Source organism: Pantoea sp. S62, assembly GCF_016658625.1.
In the GTDB taxonomy this organism is placed as follows: domain Bacteria; phylum Pseudomonadota; class Gammaproteobacteria; order Enterobacterales; family Enterobacteriaceae; genus Pantoea; species Pantoea vagans.
Window position 1 is genome coordinate 54,269 of record NZ_JACVVI010000001.1, and the last position, 15,463, is coordinate 69,731.

Here is a 15,463-nt window from a genome sequence, read left to right on the forward strand (position 1 = left end):
CTTAACTGACGGCAGCGAGTTTTTTCTCAAACCAGGCCTGAACAAAATGATGAGTGGCATAACCGTCCTGGCAGGCCGAAAGCAGATGCTCGCTGGCACAGCGCAGGTGATCGCGCAGTCGCGTTTCTACCGCCTGAGGCCCCAGCAGATTGACCAGCGTCGATTTCCCGTCATCCTGATGGGCATCTTTGCCGGTATCCGCCATGCCGTCGGTGAGATCGTCCAGCAGCTGAAAGGCCTGACCGAGATTCAACGAGAAGCGGTGTAACTGCTCGCGCGCCTCTTTTGGGGTTTCTGCCACAATAGAGGCCATCTGCATCGAGGCGCAGAACAGGGTGCTGGTTTTGTAATGATTGGTCATCAGAATCGCGTCGGCACTGCGTGGCTTGTCGCCTTCTGAAAGATCCTTAAACTGACCCTGAACCAGACCCTGCATGCCGACCGCGTGGGATAGCTCCGCGACCGCATCGGCTCTGGCGGCCGCCGTTAAGCCTTCAGCCATTGCCACCACGCCAAACGCCTTACTCAGCAGCGCCACTGCGGCCAGAATCGCGACATGTTCACCATACTGGCAGTGAATGGTTGGTCGTCCGCGACGCAGCTGTGCATCATCCATGCAGGGCATGTCATCCAGAATCAGGGAGGCGGCATGCACCATCTCAACCGCGCAGGCGAGATCCAGCAGCCCGGCAGGGGTGGCGCTACAGCCTAGATCGCGCGCGGCCAGCAGCAGCAGCAGCGGGCGAATACGCTTTCCCGGTGCCAGCGCACCCTCGCGCATTGCCGCGCCGACTAAATCACGTTCACTCTCAACCGGTAAAAGCTGATCAAGCCGATGCTCAATGTCGTTCAACAGGCTGGCTGCATCACTGTGGCTGAAATTGACGTGTTGTTCTGCACAGACCGTCATCATGGCTGTCCTTATCTACAGAGGAAGTCACAGCAGGTCGAAATGATTCGATGCCATCTTCAATAATCGTCCCCGACTGCCACAGCATAGTTGGCAGGTTTTCAAAGAACGGCGGGTAAATCCATTACAACTAAGCGTAGCTTACAGCGATAAAAATGTCGGCGAATTCAGCAGCATTCCGCGTTTAGATGCGCCATCCTGACCACTATATTGCCTGAATCAGCCCAGCAATGCGCGCAGCTGTTTCATCACGCTGGCGACATCCTCATCTGATAATGCGCCATCTTTAGCGAAGCGCACAATCCCTTCCGGATCAATCACTACGACGGACGCGCTTTCCGGCTGAAGATGCCAGCTATGGGCAGTGACGCCACTGCTGTCGATGATAAATTGCTGCCAGGGTGCCGCTTTTTTGCTGGAGGCGATGCTGCGCACCACAAAAATGGCACTGCCGGGCAGGGCATCGTCGGTATTTACGATGGTGGTGGTCTGGAAGCGGTCACGCGGCAGACTTGCCTGCTGAATGGCCTTGATTAAGGGTGCGCTCTGGTCTTTTGCAGAAAGCCGGCCCGCTACATGAATCACCAGACGCACTTTTCCGGTCAGTGTCTGACTGTTCCAGCGCTGATAATTTATATCGCCCTCATTGAGGAGCATTTCCCCTTTATCGGCAACATAGACGGGCGGGACTGGCTGGCCTGTGGTCAGCGTGTGAGCCGTGGCAAAACCGGAAAACAGCAGAGCAATCATCAATCCATAATGGCGCACGGGTTCCTCACTTCTTTTCGTTTTACGGCAGGCGAGGCGAGCTATCTCATCAGCAGGCAGAAGATTAGTACCACATCTATGTTTCAGATCAATAAAAGCATTAAAGATTTGGGCTGAAAATGCAGGGAATATTTTGTTAACAGGAGGTGGAAAATGAGTACAGCACTGATGACCTTGCCAGAGTTTGCCCGCTACATTGGCATCGCTACACCGACGCTGGCGCGTGCCTTTTGCTGCCGTGGATCGCTGGCGGGTGTACCGCTGCCGCAGGCGCTGGATGATGCACCGCTGACACAGCGCCACTGGCTGCGCGACGATGTACGTCAGTTTGATCATGCCTATAAGCGGGTACAGGCGATGCAGCAACGCCATACGCTTTAATCTGTGTGGAACAAAAAGCGCGGGAAACGTCCCGCGCTATGTTATGCAATGTTGTCTGGCCTGACCAGGAAGCAAACCAGATTGGCATCCCTGTCGCCTGTGATCTCCATGCTGCTATCCAGTCCGCTCACCGCATCGCCACGACTGAGTCGCTGATCGCCAATGCGAATAATCCCTTCCAGCACGGTCAGATAAGCCACAAAGCCCGGCATCGAGGGCACGTCCACCGTCTGATTGCGCTCCAGCAGCGTATCGTAGATATAGACTTCCTGGCGCAGTTCCAGCGGGGCGTCAGACTCTTCCGGTCCGGCCAGTTCGGTCCAGCCGTTAGTCATAATGCCCTGATCGCGCTCCAGCACCTGAGTCATCGCTTCACCGCCCGCCTGCGAAGGCCGGATAACGGCCTGCAACAACTCCGCTTCATACAGCGGCACTGACTCTTCGTACTGAACGCCCTCACCGGCATTCACCACCATCACCTTTTTCGCAGAGAGCTGGGTACGCTCGCCGTTGCTGTCCTGATGCTGCATTGAACCACGCCACAGGTAGGTGAACACTTCTTCATCCTGATGCTGCTGCATCGGGAGTCGGGCATCCAGTTTCAGCGACATCAGGTCAACCGTGAGCAACGGGCTAAGCGCCTCGCCAGGTCGCTGACGACGAACGGTAAAAGGACCGTACTCAAACAGTTGTTCAGGATTAGCTCGCACAATGTTCATGATTTATTCTCAGATAAAGGAAGGCATAACAACGATCATAGACCTCAGGCGCAGAATGAGAAGCCGGATGATTTGCCCGGCTTCGTCAGTTATTTTGAATAAAAAATCACGCGGGGCGCCATCGGCTTATTTGCCCTGTTCGTCGCTCTCACCCAGGAAGAAATACCAGAGTGGGATCGACAACAGCCCGGTAAAGACCGTGGAGTAGAGCAGGATCATCATCGCCTGGGTGATATACATGGTCAGTGACCAGTGGCTAAAGGGGATCTGATACTGGTCAATCACGCCGCCAATCATCGCATTCGCCATCACTGAAATCACAATCAGCGCCAGCACCGTGACGCTGCGGAGAAAATAGCGCATCTCTTTGCGCTTTCCGGCGAAGCGTGACTGGACGATAGCCAGCGGCGACTGCTTATCTGGCGCAATTTCTTCCCGGATGACCGACGCGCGCTGCGCGCTGCGCCAGCGTTGAATATCCAGCAGGATCAACACAACCAGGCTGATGCCCATAACAGGCAGCGCATAACCCAGCGCCAGCGTCACTATCAGGCTGGTGCCCTGTGCATAGCGCGGCAGTGCAAGCCAGGCGGACAACAGCGTCTGCGAGGGGCTGAGCTGGGGAACCGCCGGGCGGCGAATCCACCACATGCGGTAGCCCAGCACAATCATCGCACAGAGTCCAAAGCCGAACAGGGCCAGAATCAGCTGGTTAGGCAGACCAAACAGTACACCCATATGCGCATCCACGCCCCAGCGGGTCAGTTTCGCCACCAGCGGGAAGCTGGCGAACTCAACGCGGTCGACCACGCTAAAATCAGCCGGATTGATGGAAACCGCATCAACCTGGCTTGGCCAGCTGCGATCAATCTCCGATACGGTCCAGGCCTGTTCTGCGTTCTTAGGCTGACGCAGCTCCAGTTTCGCGGCGTGTAGTCCGGCCTGGCGTGCTTCTGCCAGCGCCTGATCCCAACTGGTATTCGGTTGATTCAGGAGCACCGGCGCGGCGGTTCTGGCTGGCATGGTCATGCCGGACATCGTCATGCCGATCATCGCACCGCGATGGTCAGCATGCGGATCGGCGGCTTCGGCGGGCGCGTCACCGTTCAGTGCGGTATTAACCTGCGGCGTTTTCCAGCCAAAGTCGCTGCGCATTTTTTCAATGTTGTTGCCTGCCCACTGTGACCAGGTCAGTCCGGTTACCGAAAAGAAGACCAGCCCGATAGCCAGCAGCAGGCCCAGCGTAACGTGCCAGTGACGCGTTGCCGCAAAACCGCTGCGCACTTTTCTGCGGGTGCGCGGTGGCCGGGTGCCGGACCATAAAACGATCCCGCCCAGCGCGGCGACCCACAGCCAGGAGGCTGCCAGTTCGCTGTAGTTACGGCCAAAATCGCCCAGCAGCAGGCCGCGATGTAGCTGACCCAGCCACATGCGCAGCGGCAGTACACCGCTGGTGCCATACACCGTCATATCGCCTTTCACCTGCAGCGTGTAAGGATCGATAAACAGCGATCGCGATTCCGATGGGCCAAGCTGAGGCTCAGCAAACTGCACGCGGGTTGTATCCTGCGGACCCGGCGCGGGACGCACGGCATAGATACGTGCTGATTCACCCGCTCGCGCACGTGCGGCAGCAATCTGGGCTGACAACGGCTGCGCCTGGCCCTGTGCATCGGTAGTCAGGGCATCGTGGTAGATCGCCTGTTCCAGCTGCGGCGTCAGAACATAGAGTGTGCCGGTGAGCGCGGCGACAAAAATAAACGGCGCGATAAACAGGCCGATGTAAAAATGCAGGCGGCGAAAAAGATTAAACAGCGTGCCGCGCGGTGCAGGGATAATTTCCTGAGAAGAGGACATAGCATTCCACACTTTTCAAAAGACAAAGGCGACTGGGTGACGTTGTCACACAATCGAATCAGAAAGCAGTGAGTGTGACGCGAAAGCAGGTGGCGCTCGTGGTCGGTGGCGACGCAACATCCATCGCCAGGGGGGCGGATTAATCGCAGAGGGCGGCGGGGCGCGGGTGATCAGGCTCATCCACCAGATGAACGGGATAAACACCCAGAGCATCAGCGGTACATGCACCAGTAAATCGCAGTAGCCACAGGCAAAACCAGGATCCATCATCATCCCATGGTCCGCCATCGACATCATCTCGCTGTGATGATGCATCATCGGCATCTCTGCGCTCATGGCAGATGCACGTTGCATCGTGGCGTGATGCTCAGCCAGATTCTTTGAAATCATCGGGGCAACAAACAACAGCAGCACAGCCAGTATCGCAATACCGGCAGTGAGTCGATGTCTGAGTGAAGATTTCTGCATGATTTTAACGGACGCAAGGGGTGAAAATTACGGGCGGCAGTGTAACGCGAAGGGGATAAAAGAGTTAAATAAAGTGGCTTCTGTTCCGAAAAATTTCGCACTCTTTGAACATATTCACTTTAATTCCAGCATCATTTAACTTAGATGTTACCCGTTAAATACATACAAATAACATTGATGGGTCGGTTGCATTAAACCAAACCCATAAAGGACTGAAGATGAAAATTGTAATGCTGGATGGTGACACGCTGCCTGTCTCTCTGCCGACCGGGCAACAACAGGCTGACTGGGAGATTCGCGCACAGACACCGGTCAGTGACATTGTCTCTTCGCTTGCGGGTGCGACGGTTGCGATTACCAATAAGGTGCAATTGCGTGCCGATACCCTGGCGCAGCTTCCCGAACTGCGCTTTATCTGTGTTGCGGCGACGGGTTATGACTGTATTGACCTCAACGCGTGCCGTGACCGCGGCATCGTGGTCAGTAATGTTCCTGGTTACTCCACCCAGAGCGTGTCGGAGGCGGTGATCGCCGCCATTTTCGCCCTGCGTCGTCAGATAATGGCTTATGCCGTTAATACCCGCATCGACTGGCCGCAGGCACAGCACTTCTGTCTGCATCGTCAGCCGATAGGGGATATTGGCGGCGCCACGCTGGGTATCGCGGGTAGAGGTGATATCGGGCAGGCGGTCGGCAGGCTGGCCCAGGCGCTGGGAATGCAGGTGCAGTACGCGGAGCGCAAAGGCAGCGACAGCGTGCGTGAGGGCTATGTCAGCTTTGAGCAGATGCTGGCCACCAGCGATATTATTTCGCTGCACTGCCCATTGAGTGACAGCACCCGTCAGATGATTGACCGTGAGGCGCTGGCGAAAATGAAACCGCATGCGCTGCTGATTAACACCGCACGCGGTGGACTGATTAACGAGGCCGATCTTGCGGAGGCATTAAAGCAGGGGCTGATTGGCGGCGCGGCGCTGGATGTCCTGAGCAGCGAACCACCTTCTGCCGATAACCCGCTACTGGCAGATTTGCCCAATCTGCTGCTGACGCCGCACATCGCCTGGGCGAGCCGCAGCGGCGTAGAAAATCTGGTAACTGGCGTGATGGCCAATATCGCGGCCTTTATTCAGGGCGAGCCGGTTAATGTGGTGAGCTGAGCGGGGTGGAATGGCTTTTTAAGGCCCGCTATTCGTTGATATCCAGAGCAACCTCGTAGAATTCAGTAAAAGCGTTTTACGGGGTTCAATCATCAGAGTATTCATTTCTTTATTTCCATCCGTACTTTAAACGTTCGTGCGCTACGGGACTTAGCGCCTTTTACTGGCTGAATCAGCCGTTGTCAGCGCTTCAGGAACAGAAAGGATTCTGGTCAGTGAAAAAGAACAACAGCACGCCCACGCCTCATGATGCGACATTCCGGCAGTTTCTGACTCAGCCAGATATTGCCCACGATTTCCTGGCGCTGCACCTGCCACCAGAACTGCGCGAATGCTGCGATCTCAGCACATTGAAGCTGGAGTCGGGGTCGTTTGTCGAGGATGACCTTCGGCAGTACTTCAGCGACGTGCTTTACAGTCTTAAAACTACCGCTGGCAATGGATATATCCATGTACTCATTGAGTATCAGTCATCACCTGACAAACATATGGCATTTCGGCTGATGCGCTATGCAGTGGCTGCCATGCAGCGCCATCTTGAAGCTGGGCATAAGAGACTGCCGCTGGTGATACCCATACTGTTTTACGCGGGCAGACGCACTCCCTATCCTTATTCGACCCGGTGGCTGGATGAGTTCGACGACCCGTTGCTGGCGGACAGGCTTTACAGCCACAGTTTTCCGCTGGTCGATGTCACGACGATTCCTGACGATGAGATCATGCAACACCGCAGCATGGCGGCACTGACCCTGTTGCAGAAACATATCCGGCAGCGGGATCTGGCAGAACTGATGGACAGGCTGGTATCCATTTTGATGGCAGGCGATCACTCTTCATCGCAGGTGATATCACTGATAAACTACATTGTGCAGGCGGGCGAAGTATCAGACGCCAAAACCTTTGTACAGGAGCTGGCACAGCGTGTGCCCCAACACGAGAACGTACTTATGACTATCGCACAACAGCTTGAGCAGATAGGGCTTGAGAAAGGCATTGAGCTGGGCATTGCACAAGGCCGCATCGAAGGCAAAGAGATCGGGCTTCAGCAAGGAAGGCAAAGCATGCAACTCAGAATTGCCCGCACTATGCTGACGAGCGGTATGGATCGCAATACCGTCATGCAGATGACCGGTCTTACAGAAGAAGAGCTGGCACAGCTTTCGCACTAAGAATTTTTGAGCGCCGATTAACGCTGACGACTCAAATCGCCAGCTTACTGCACTGAAAATATAAAAATCAGCCTGCCGGAATCATGGGAACACCATCGCTTTTCATCACGGCAAGCCTGTTATTTGCGCGCTCAGAATCAAAATATCGAGCGTCCCAGCTTTTCCGTCAGCAACTCCAGTACAGCGGTACCTGCCAGCGAATTACCTGCACTGTCCAGCCCGGGTGACCAGACGGCAATGCTCATCTCGCCAGGGATGACGGCAATAATTCCGCCACCCACGCCCGACTTCGCAGGCATCCCGACCCGCCACGCAAACTCACCTGCGCCGTCATACATCCCGCTGGTGATCATCAGTGCGTTAATCTGCCGTGCCTGACGCGGTGTAATCATCTGGCTGCCATCCAGTGTTTTACCCTGATTGGCCAGATAGACGAAGGTGCGCGCCAGTTCAACGCAGTTCATCGACAGCGAGCAATAGTGGAAATAGGTCTGCATGACGCTGGTGACATCGTTATCGAAATTACCAAACGACTTCATCAGCCAGGCGATCGCGGCATTGCGGGCAGAATGCTCAAATTCAGAGCGGGCAACGTGGCGATCATAATTGATATCGGGCTGCTGGCTCAGCTGGCGCACAATTTCCAGCATTCGCTGGCGCGGCGCGGTCAGGCGGGTTTCCAGAAGATCACAAATCACCAGCGCCCCGGCATTAATAAACGGATTACGCGGCTTGCCCTGTTCCAGCTCCAGCTGCACCAGGGAATTAAAGGGCTGGCCTGATGGCTCTTTGCCCACCCGCTGCCAGATTTCACTGTCATCATAGCGGGTCAGCGCCACGGTCAGCGATAGCGCTTTGGATATGGACTGAATCGAAAAGCGCGTCTCCGCATCGCCCGCCTGAAAGAGGGTGCCGTCACGCAGGCAAACGGCTATGGCGAGATTGTCGGCCGCGACATCGGCCAGCGCGGGGATATAGTCAGCGACTTTTCCCCTATGGACCAGCGGACGCACCTGATCCAGGACCTCCTGCAACAGAGCATTATTCAGTTCAGACACGCACTTTTCTCCCGTCGGTTTTCGCTGACCGGCAATGCGCTATGCATTTGCGCCCGGTCAGTCATCTGTTATGAGTCGCTGAGCCGCATTTTCAGCTGATGGGTTTTGACTGTGCTGCCAGCGGAGCCAATACCATCTGTAACAGGCTCAGCAGTGCCAGCACGCTGAAGGGCAGCGTCCAGTTACCGCTCTGTTCATGGAGCACGCCAAAAAACAGCGGGCCCAGGGCAGCCAGCGCATAGCCCACACATTGCGCCATGCCTGAAAGTTGTGAGGCCTGAAGGTGATGTGTGGCGCGCAGATTAAACAGCGAGAGGCAGAGCACCAGCGAAGCCCCAGCGCCCAGTCCGGCCAGTGTCAGCCAGATCACCGCCCATTGCGGATTAAGCAGCAGTCCTGACATACCAAGGAAAATACCCGAGGAAGCAATGAATGCGGTGAGCCGGGCATCTTTTACCCGCTTCAGCGCAACCATACAGCCCAGGTTAGCAACGATTGCAATTGCCTGATACCAGAACAGCAGCCAGCCAGCCTGCGCCTGAGTGAAGCCATTATCCTGAGCAAATACGGCAAACCAGTCGATCAGGGTATAAAACGCCAGCGATTGGAGTGCCATGAACAGGGCGATTTGCCAGCCACCAGCTGAGCGCCACACATGACGATGTGCACCCGATTCGTCAGCTGGTGCTAAAGTGGACTGCCGCTGACATAAAAGCGGCAGCCAGGCGAGCAGCGCAACCAGTCCCGGCAGCGCCCAGACAACCAGTGAGAGTCGCCAGCCCGCCGTTGAGTACTGGCTCAGCGGTACCGCAATGCCGGACGCCAGGCTGGCGGTAATCGACATGGTGGCGGCGTACAGGCCAATGTATCTGGCGGTATGGGCGGTGAAATCGCGCTTAATCAGCGGCGGCAGCAGTACGTTGGCAGCGGCAATGCCTGCGCTCAGCAGCAGCGTTCCGCTCCATAACGCCGCTTCAGCGGGCAGCCAGCGCAACAGTGAACCGGCAGTAATCAGGCACAGTGCGCCCCACAAACTGCGTTCAAGCCCGACCCGATTTCCCAGCCAGGCGGCAGGGGGGGCGAGCAGGGCAAACAGCATCAGTGGAATAAAGTTAAACAGGCCTGCTTCGCTGGCGCTGAGGCCAAAAGTCTGGCGAATATCCTGCAGCACCGGGCCGACGGCGGTAATCGGTGCCCGAAGATTCGCTGCGGTGAGCAGCAGGACGAACAAAAAAAAGCTGGCGCTGGAAAACGCAGCGAGGGGTTTAGCTTGCTGTTGTACAGGCATCATGGCAGGGATCATCACATGCAGCAGTGCTGCGGGGGCGTTGGTTGACGTTAACGCTTACGCATCAGAATTGATGTCTGGGCGCTACTTTACTGACCGGTCAGCGGCCTGTAAAGCCTTGTTATGTGATGAAATAGCGTAAATGCGATCTCGCCTCAGCGATCGCTGTAAACTGATTAGTGGAACTCGGGCTCAGGGAAGTGACCACAGTCGTTCTGGCTGGGATTAGAGCCGGGCTGGCAGGTCTGCTGCCGGGTTTCGGCCGCGGGAACCGGTTTTTCAGCGTGCCACGGGGCGCTACAGGCACTGAGAAGAGAAACCAGAATCATCACACTGACTACGCGCATATCCGCTCCTTATTAACCGTCATGAGCAAGGTCACGTCGGTGATCGGCGGTTGGCAGGTCAGGGACGTCTTACCTGAGTGTGGTCGCTAAGGAGATATTGTCAATTAAAACAGCGCAAACATCAGCGCCACAGGAAAACTCATCGGCCAGGTGGCACCCACCAGAAAGGCGCTCAACAGTTTGATGCTCAGCTTATCTTTGGCGATGAAGAAGGTGATCAGCGTCGCGACCAGTGCAACAACGGCATAGAAAATTAGCATACCCTGGTACAGTGTCATTGATATCTCCGCAGCGTCATTATGGTTTTCGCTGCGCATGATGCGGAGTTTTGTGATCCAGATCAAGTGAATCAGGGTTTAGCATCTAAAGAAATTACCGGTCAATGCGGCTGATTTGCTCTCTGACTTCCATGAAGATAACGGGCGATTTCAGGCTGAAAACCGTGCCGGAAAATGCGGGTCGGACCTTTGCTGATGCCGCGATCCTGTCTGAATAACTCCTGGCGAATGATTGCTGACTGACCGTGGCCATGACGTAAAAAAGCCCGCGATGGTGGGCGGGCCTGATATTGAAGTACATAACGATACAGCGTGCGCGTTTTAACTCTGACGATAGAGCGCCATCACCGCTTCCAGATCCGGCGTGCGTGGGTTGCCGCCGGTGCAGACGTCATCCAGTGCCGCCTGCGCCAGTGCAGGAATATCTGCCTCTTGCAAGCCGACCTCACGCAACGAACGGGGAATGCCCACATCCCGGCAGAGCTGACGAACCGCAGCGACAGCCGCTTCCCGCGCCTGATCCAGCGTCAGCGTGTCGACCTGTTTCACACCCATGGCGCGGGCGATATCGCGATATTTCTCGCCTGTTGACGGAGCATTCCACGCCATCACTTGTGGCAGCAGAATGGCGTTCGCCACGCCGTGCGGCACGTTATAAAAGGCACCCAGCGGATGCGCCATACCATGCACCAGACCAAGTCCGACATTGGAGAAGCCCATCCCGGCCACATATTGCCCCAGTGCCATCTGTTCAACAGCATCAATATTACCCGCCACCGATTCGCGCAGCGAGTGGCTGATAATTTCAATGGCTTTGAGGTGCAGCATGTCAGTCAGGGGCCAGGCACCGCGCGTAATGTACCCTTCAATTGCGTGAGTTAATGCATCAATTCCGGTGGCAGCTTTCAGCGAGGCGGGCATGCTCGCCATCATCTCCGCATCAATAATCGCCACTTTTGGAATGTCATGCGGATCGACGCAGACAAACTTGCGACGATTCTCTTCGTCGGTAATGACATAGTTAATGGTGACTTCTGCCGCGGTGCCTGCCGTGGTTGGAATTGCGATGATGGGCACGCACGGATGACGGGTTGGGCTGACGCCTTCCAGGCTGCGGACATCTTCGAATTCAGGGTTGTTGATAATAATGCCGATCGCTTTGCTGGTGTCCTGCGGTGAGCCACCGCCGATGGCGATAAGGTAGTCAGCACCTGATTCCCTGAACACGGCAACGCCCTGCTGCACCACCCGGATAGTCGGATTCGGTACGACCTCATCATAAACCGCCCAGGCAAGCTGATGCTGTTCCAGCAGGTCAGTGACCCGCTTCAGCGCGCCTGCTGCAACCAGCGCTTTGTCAGTGACAATAAGCGCTTTACGCATCCCGCGACGCTGTACCTCTTCAGGCAAATGACGTAATGCGCCAGCACCAAACCAGGCGGTTTCATTCAGAATCATACGTTGGGTCATCAAAACATCCTCTGTTAACAAATGGTTTTCTACGATCCGTGATCCGCTGTGCAGGTTCTGCGCATAACCTCTCAGTTTCAGGTAAGGACATTTGATAAAAATCAATGAATTAGTAAAAAGTGATGCGCGCATTTCATTCAGACAAGACTTTCGTCTGATGGGGTTGCGATGAGAGGTGGTGAATTATGCCCATCGTCCGTTGTGTGCAACACTTCTTTATCACAAACCCGTCCGCCCATGAGGAATGAAAACATGACCCGATTCGTAATGAATAAGAAGGATGATCTCGTCGACAGCGCGTTAGATGGCATGATTTACGCCAGTCCCTGGCGTAATCTGGTGCGGCTGCAGGTCGATCCCCACATTCGCATCGTGATGCGCAGAGACTGGAAAAAACAGCAGGTCGCACTGATCTCCGGTGGCGGTTCCGGCCATGAGCCTGCCCATGTCGGCTTCATCGGCAAAGGGATGCTGACGGCGGCCGTCTGTGGCGATGTGTTTGCCTCACCCAGCGTTGATGCGGTTTATAACGCCATCATCAACCTTACCGGTGACGCGGGATGCCTGCTGATTGTGAAAAACTACACCGGCGACCGACTCAACTTTGGGCTGGCGGCTGAAAAGGCCCGCAATGCAGGGTTCAGCGTCAATATGGTGATTGTCGGTGATGATGTGGCCTTACCGGATAATCCTCAGCCACGCGGCGTAGCAGGCACGTTGCTGGTGCATAAAGTGGCAGGTTTTGTCGCCCAGCGGGGTGACGATCTGGCGGCGGTAACTGAGGCTGCAGAGGCCGCCAGTCGTGCTATCGCCACCATGGGGGTCGCGCTTTCCAGCTGTCATCTGCCGGATGAACAGACCGGCCAGCGGGTGCCCGACGGCAGTGTGGAAATGGGGCTGGGGATTCACGGCGAGCCGGGCGTTGACGTCATGCCGACTCAGAACAGCCAGCAGATTGTGCAGCATCTGCTGGAAAAGGTGATGCCAGGCAAGGATCAGCCCTGCGCGCTGCTGGTGAATAACCTTGGCGGGATGTCGGCGTTGGAGATGAGTCTGGTCACACGCGATCTGATTGAGTCGCCGCTTAGCCAGGTAAGCCGTTATCTGATAGGTCCGGCACCGCTGATGACCGCGCTGGACATGAAAGGCTTTTCCGTCACCCGCATGACGCTGACGCCGCTGTTCGAAGCGGCGATCTGCGCCCCGGTCGAAGTAACCGGCTGGGTTCCGGCGGTTGATATCACATCACTGGAGCCGGTTAACGCAGCCCGGGAGTCGACAGCGCATCCGGTGCAACCCTCCGAAAACCCGGCGGTCGCTGCCTTTGTGAACCGCATCTGTGAAACGCTGATCGCCAGTGAAAGCGAGCTGAATAAACTGGATGCGCAGGTGGGTGACGGGGATACCGGGTCGACCTTTGCTGCTGGTGCGCGTCAAATCCAGCGTGAATGCGCCGATAATCAGCTGCCCCTGAATGTTCTGCCCGACCTGCTCGCGGTAACGGGTGAGCGACTGGCCACGGTTATGGGTGGTTCCAGCGGCGTGTTGATGGCTATCTTCTTCACCGCCGCCGCACAGCACCTGTCGGAAGGAGACGACTTACCGATCGCTTTACAACAGGGTCTGGAAAAAATGAAGCAGTATGGCGGGGCTAAACCGGGCGATCGTACACTGATTGATGCGCTCCAGCCCGCGATTGAGGCGCTGGTGGCGGGCAAATCGCTGGCAGCCGCAGCAGATGCGGCGCAGCACGGCAGTGATGCAACCGCCAGCATGGGAAAAGCAAAGGCGGGCCGATCATCTTATCTCAACAGCGCGAACCTGAATGGCGTGCCCGATCCCGGTGCGGTTGCAGTCGCCAGCGTTTTTGCGGCATTAAAAACGCTTTAGATCAGTTACGGCGCTAAACGCGTCTGTAAAAAGGCCAGTAACTGGCGGTTTACTTCGCTGCGCTGACGGTGCTGCGGGTAAACCGCATTCAGGGAGAGCGGTGGCGGCTGGCAGCCGTCCAGCACCGTCACCAGTTCACCCCTTTGCAGGGCTGACTCAACGATAAAAGCGGGTAGCAGGACCAGTCCGAGTCCCGCCAGGGCGGCATCACGCAGCACTTCGCCATTGTTACTCACCATGGGGCCCTGAACCGCCAGCCATTTCGCTTTGCCATTAACCTGCAGTTCCCAGCCATTCTGTCCTTCCCGTCCATAGCGCAGACAGGCGTGTTGCAGTAACTCATCCGGATGTTGAGGCGTGCCAGCCCGTTTCAGGTAGTCAGGACTGCAGCAGATCACCCGCTTCAGTTCGCCCAGCGGGCGGGCAATCAGCGTGGAATCGGCCAGGGTGCCAATACGGATTGCCATATCGACGCCTTCGCCAATTACATCAACATAGCGATCCGCCAGCTCAATCTGAAACTGCAGTGCCGGATGATGACTCAGAAACTCCGCAATCAGCGGTGACAGGCGGCTCATGCCAAACGACATCGGCAGATTGATGCGGAAAGTGCCGCGCAGCGTCTGCTGCTGCTCCGACACCGCCAGTTCGGCTTCCTGAATCTCATCCAGAATGCGCTGAGCATGCTGCGCAAACAGCAGTCCCGCATCTGTCACTGACAGCTTGCGGGTGTTACGTATCAGCAGACGTACGCCTAACGACGCTTCCAGTGCGGCCATGCGGCGGCTGACATACTGTTTCGATAACATCAGCTGCTCAGCGGCTGCAGTGAAGTTACCAGCATGTATCACGGCGATGTAAATCCGGAGATCTTCAATCTGCATAGTGTCTACTTATCGGTGACAATGACGGGGCTTCAGGCGAAAACTCAGCCGCAGGCGTTAACTTATATCGGGTAATACGTCTCAGGGCAACGTGTCAGCACCCTCAGCCAGCGCGACAGCGATCATAGATTTGCCGTTTCGCAATATTTAAACGGGCGGTCATCCGGGCTAAATGAGTTAAAGCCGTTATAGTAAGCAGGCAGTGATGCAATCCATCCGGAATTAACCTGATAAGGAGTGACTGGTGAAAAAATTACTCTGCGCAACGGTGCTTGCCGTTTTGCCAATAACTACGCTGGCAGCGTCGGTGTTTACGCTGCAATCACAGGACTTCAGCGATAATGCGCTACTGGACAAAAAGTTTGCCGGTGCCAATAAAAGTAATCCTTCCTGCACAGGTGAGAATATTTCTCCCGAGCTTAACTGGTCTGCGATTCCGGCGGGCACCCGTAGTCTGGCTCTGCTGATGACCGATCCGGTCGGGGCCAAAGGGCTGGGCGTGACACATATGGTGGCCTATAACATTCCGGCCAGCCGTTCGTCGTTTGCGCAGGGCGCGCTGACAGAGGGCAAGGACTATACCGGCGGAAAAAATACCCCCGGGACACTGCACTATTACGGGCCTTGTCCACCGAAAGGCAGCGGCCTGCATCACTATAACTTTGTGCTGATCGCCACTGATTTGCCGGTGGGCCAGCTGAAGCCGGGGTTAACTCAGGCAGAGCTGGTGGCCCAGCTGAAAGGTCACGCCCTGGGCGCGGCCAGCACGGTTGGCCGCTTCAGCAACGAATAAGCGTTGAGTTTTCAGAGGCAGTGACC

16 protein-coding genes are annotated in these 15,463 nt (G+C 56.1%); 5 read left to right on the top strand and 11 right to left on the bottom strand.

All coding sequences use genetic code 11. The features are described 5' to 3' along the window. Window position 1 precedes the first annotated feature (1 nt). The gene (locus tag IBT54_RS00265) at window positions 2–910 is read right to left on the bottom strand and encodes a polyprenyl synthetase family protein (protein WP_041456480.1); all 909 of its coding nucleotides are present in this window, start codon (window positions 908–910) and stop codon (window positions 2–4) included. Between the two features lie 219 nt (window positions 911–1,129). Continuing rightward, window positions 1,130–1,660: a YtfJ family protein gene (locus tag IBT54_RS00270; protein WP_041456481.1), complete on the bottom strand. Its 531-nt coding sequence runs from the start codon at window positions 1,658–1,660 to the stop codon at window positions 1,130–1,132. A 171-nt stretch (window positions 1,661–1,831) separates the two neighbouring features. On the opposite strand from IBT54_RS00270, the gene IBT54_RS00275 reads away from it, so the two are divergent. After that, window positions 1,832–2,059: a hypothetical protein gene (locus tag IBT54_RS00275; RefSeq protein ID WP_033735577.1), complete on the top strand. Its 228-nt coding sequence runs from the start codon at window positions 1,832–1,834 to the stop codon at window positions 2,057–2,059. 41 nt (window positions 2,060–2,100) lie between these two features. Here the strand turns inward: IBT54_RS00275 and IBT54_RS00280 are convergent, their stop codons facing one another. From IBT54_RS00280 to IBT54_RS00290, 3 genes are all read right to left on the bottom strand, one after another. Then, window positions 2,101–2,778, bottom strand: a complete 678-nt coding sequence (locus IBT54_RS00280; protein ID WP_147788915.1) for a pirin family protein — start codon at window positions 2,776–2,778, stop codon at window positions 2,101–2,103. 126 nt (window positions 2,779–2,904) lie between these two features. Beyond that, window positions 2,905–4,635 carry a DUF2534 family protein gene (locus IBT54_RS00285; protein WP_201251265.1) on the bottom strand — a complete coding sequence of 577 codons (1,731 nt, stop codon included), beginning with the start codon at window positions 4,633–4,635 and terminating at the stop codon, window positions 2,905–2,907. A gap of 45 nt (window positions 4,636–4,680) precedes the next feature. Then, window positions 4,681–5,103 carry a DUF2946 domain-containing protein gene (locus tag IBT54_RS00290; RefSeq protein WP_201251266.1) on the bottom strand — a complete coding sequence of 141 codons (423 nt, stop codon included), beginning with the start codon at window positions 5,101–5,103 and terminating at the stop codon, window positions 4,681–4,683. A 218-nt stretch (window positions 5,104–5,321) separates the two neighbouring features. On the opposite strand from IBT54_RS00290, the gene IBT54_RS00295 reads away from it, so the two are divergent. Both IBT54_RS00295 and IBT54_RS00300 read left to right on the top strand, forming a co-directional pair. Further along, complete coding sequence (locus IBT54_RS00295; protein ID WP_201251267.1) at window positions 5,322–6,260, top strand: D-2-hydroxyacid dehydrogenase; 939 nt, start codon at window positions 5,322–5,324, stop codon at window positions 6,258–6,260. Between the two features lie 215 nt (window positions 6,261–6,475). Further along, window positions 6,476–7,429, top strand: a complete 954-nt coding sequence (locus IBT54_RS00300) for an Rpn family recombination-promoting nuclease/putative transposase (RefSeq protein ID WP_201251268.1) — start codon at window positions 6,476–6,478, stop codon at window positions 7,427–7,429. A gap of 137 nt (window positions 7,430–7,566) precedes the next feature. On the opposite strand, the gene glsB is transcribed toward IBT54_RS00300, so the two are convergent. The 5 genes from glsB to fucO all read right to left on the bottom strand — a co-directional run bounded on the left by glsB (window position 7,567) and on the right by fucO (window position 11,870). Further along, window positions 7,567–8,487: a glutaminase B gene (gene glsB / locus IBT54_RS00305; protein ID WP_033784998.1), complete on the bottom strand. Its 921-nt coding sequence runs from the start codon at window positions 8,485–8,487 to the stop codon at window positions 7,567–7,569. A 91-nt stretch (window positions 8,488–8,578) separates the two neighbouring features. Next, on the bottom strand, window positions 8,579–9,778 hold the full coding sequence (locus IBT54_RS00310; protein WP_201251269.1) for an MFS transporter: 1,200 nt from the start codon (window positions 9,776–9,778) through the stop codon (window positions 8,579–8,581). Between the two features lie 173 nt (window positions 9,779–9,951). Continuing rightward, window positions 9,952–10,122 (bottom strand): hypothetical protein, encoded by a 171-nt coding sequence (locus tag IBT54_RS00315; RefSeq protein WP_013196156.1) that lies wholly within the window; start codon window positions 10,120–10,122, stop codon window positions 9,952–9,954. Window positions 10,123–10,226: 104 nt separating this feature from the next. Further along, the gene (locus tag IBT54_RS00320; protein ID WP_008924737.1) at window positions 10,227–10,400 is read right to left on the bottom strand and encodes a GhoT/OrtT family toxin; all 174 of its coding nucleotides are present in this window, start codon (window positions 10,398–10,400) and stop codon (window positions 10,227–10,229) included. Between the two features lie 321 nt (window positions 10,401–10,721). Next, window positions 10,722–11,870 (bottom strand): lactaldehyde reductase, encoded by a 1,149-nt coding sequence (fucO, locus tag IBT54_RS00325; protein ID WP_095708074.1) that lies wholly within the window; start codon window positions 11,868–11,870, stop codon window positions 10,722–10,724. 252 nt (window positions 11,871–12,122) lie between these two features. Here fucO and IBT54_RS00330 point away from each other — a divergent pair, with 252 nt between their 5' ends. Next, the gene (locus tag IBT54_RS00330) at window positions 12,123–13,760 is read left to right on the top strand and encodes a dihydroxyacetone kinase subunit DhaK (protein WP_201251270.1); all 1,638 of its coding nucleotides are present in this window, start codon (window positions 12,123–12,125) and stop codon (window positions 13,758–13,760) included. Between the two features lie 5 nt (window positions 13,761–13,765). On the opposite strand, the gene IBT54_RS00335 is transcribed toward IBT54_RS00330, so the two are convergent. Beyond that, window positions 13,766–14,644, bottom strand: a complete 879-nt coding sequence (locus tag IBT54_RS00335) for a LysR family transcriptional regulator (RefSeq protein ID WP_201251271.1) — start codon at window positions 14,642–14,644, stop codon at window positions 13,766–13,768. Window positions 14,645–14,888: 244 nt separating this feature from the next. Between IBT54_RS00335 and IBT54_RS00340 the strand changes: the two genes are divergently transcribed. Further along, on the top strand, window positions 14,889–15,437 hold the full coding sequence (locus IBT54_RS00340; protein ID WP_095708077.1) for a YbhB/YbcL family Raf kinase inhibitor-like protein: 549 nt from the start codon (window positions 14,889–14,891) through the stop codon (window positions 15,435–15,437). The last annotated feature ends 26 nt before the right edge of the window (window positions 15,438–15,463 follow it).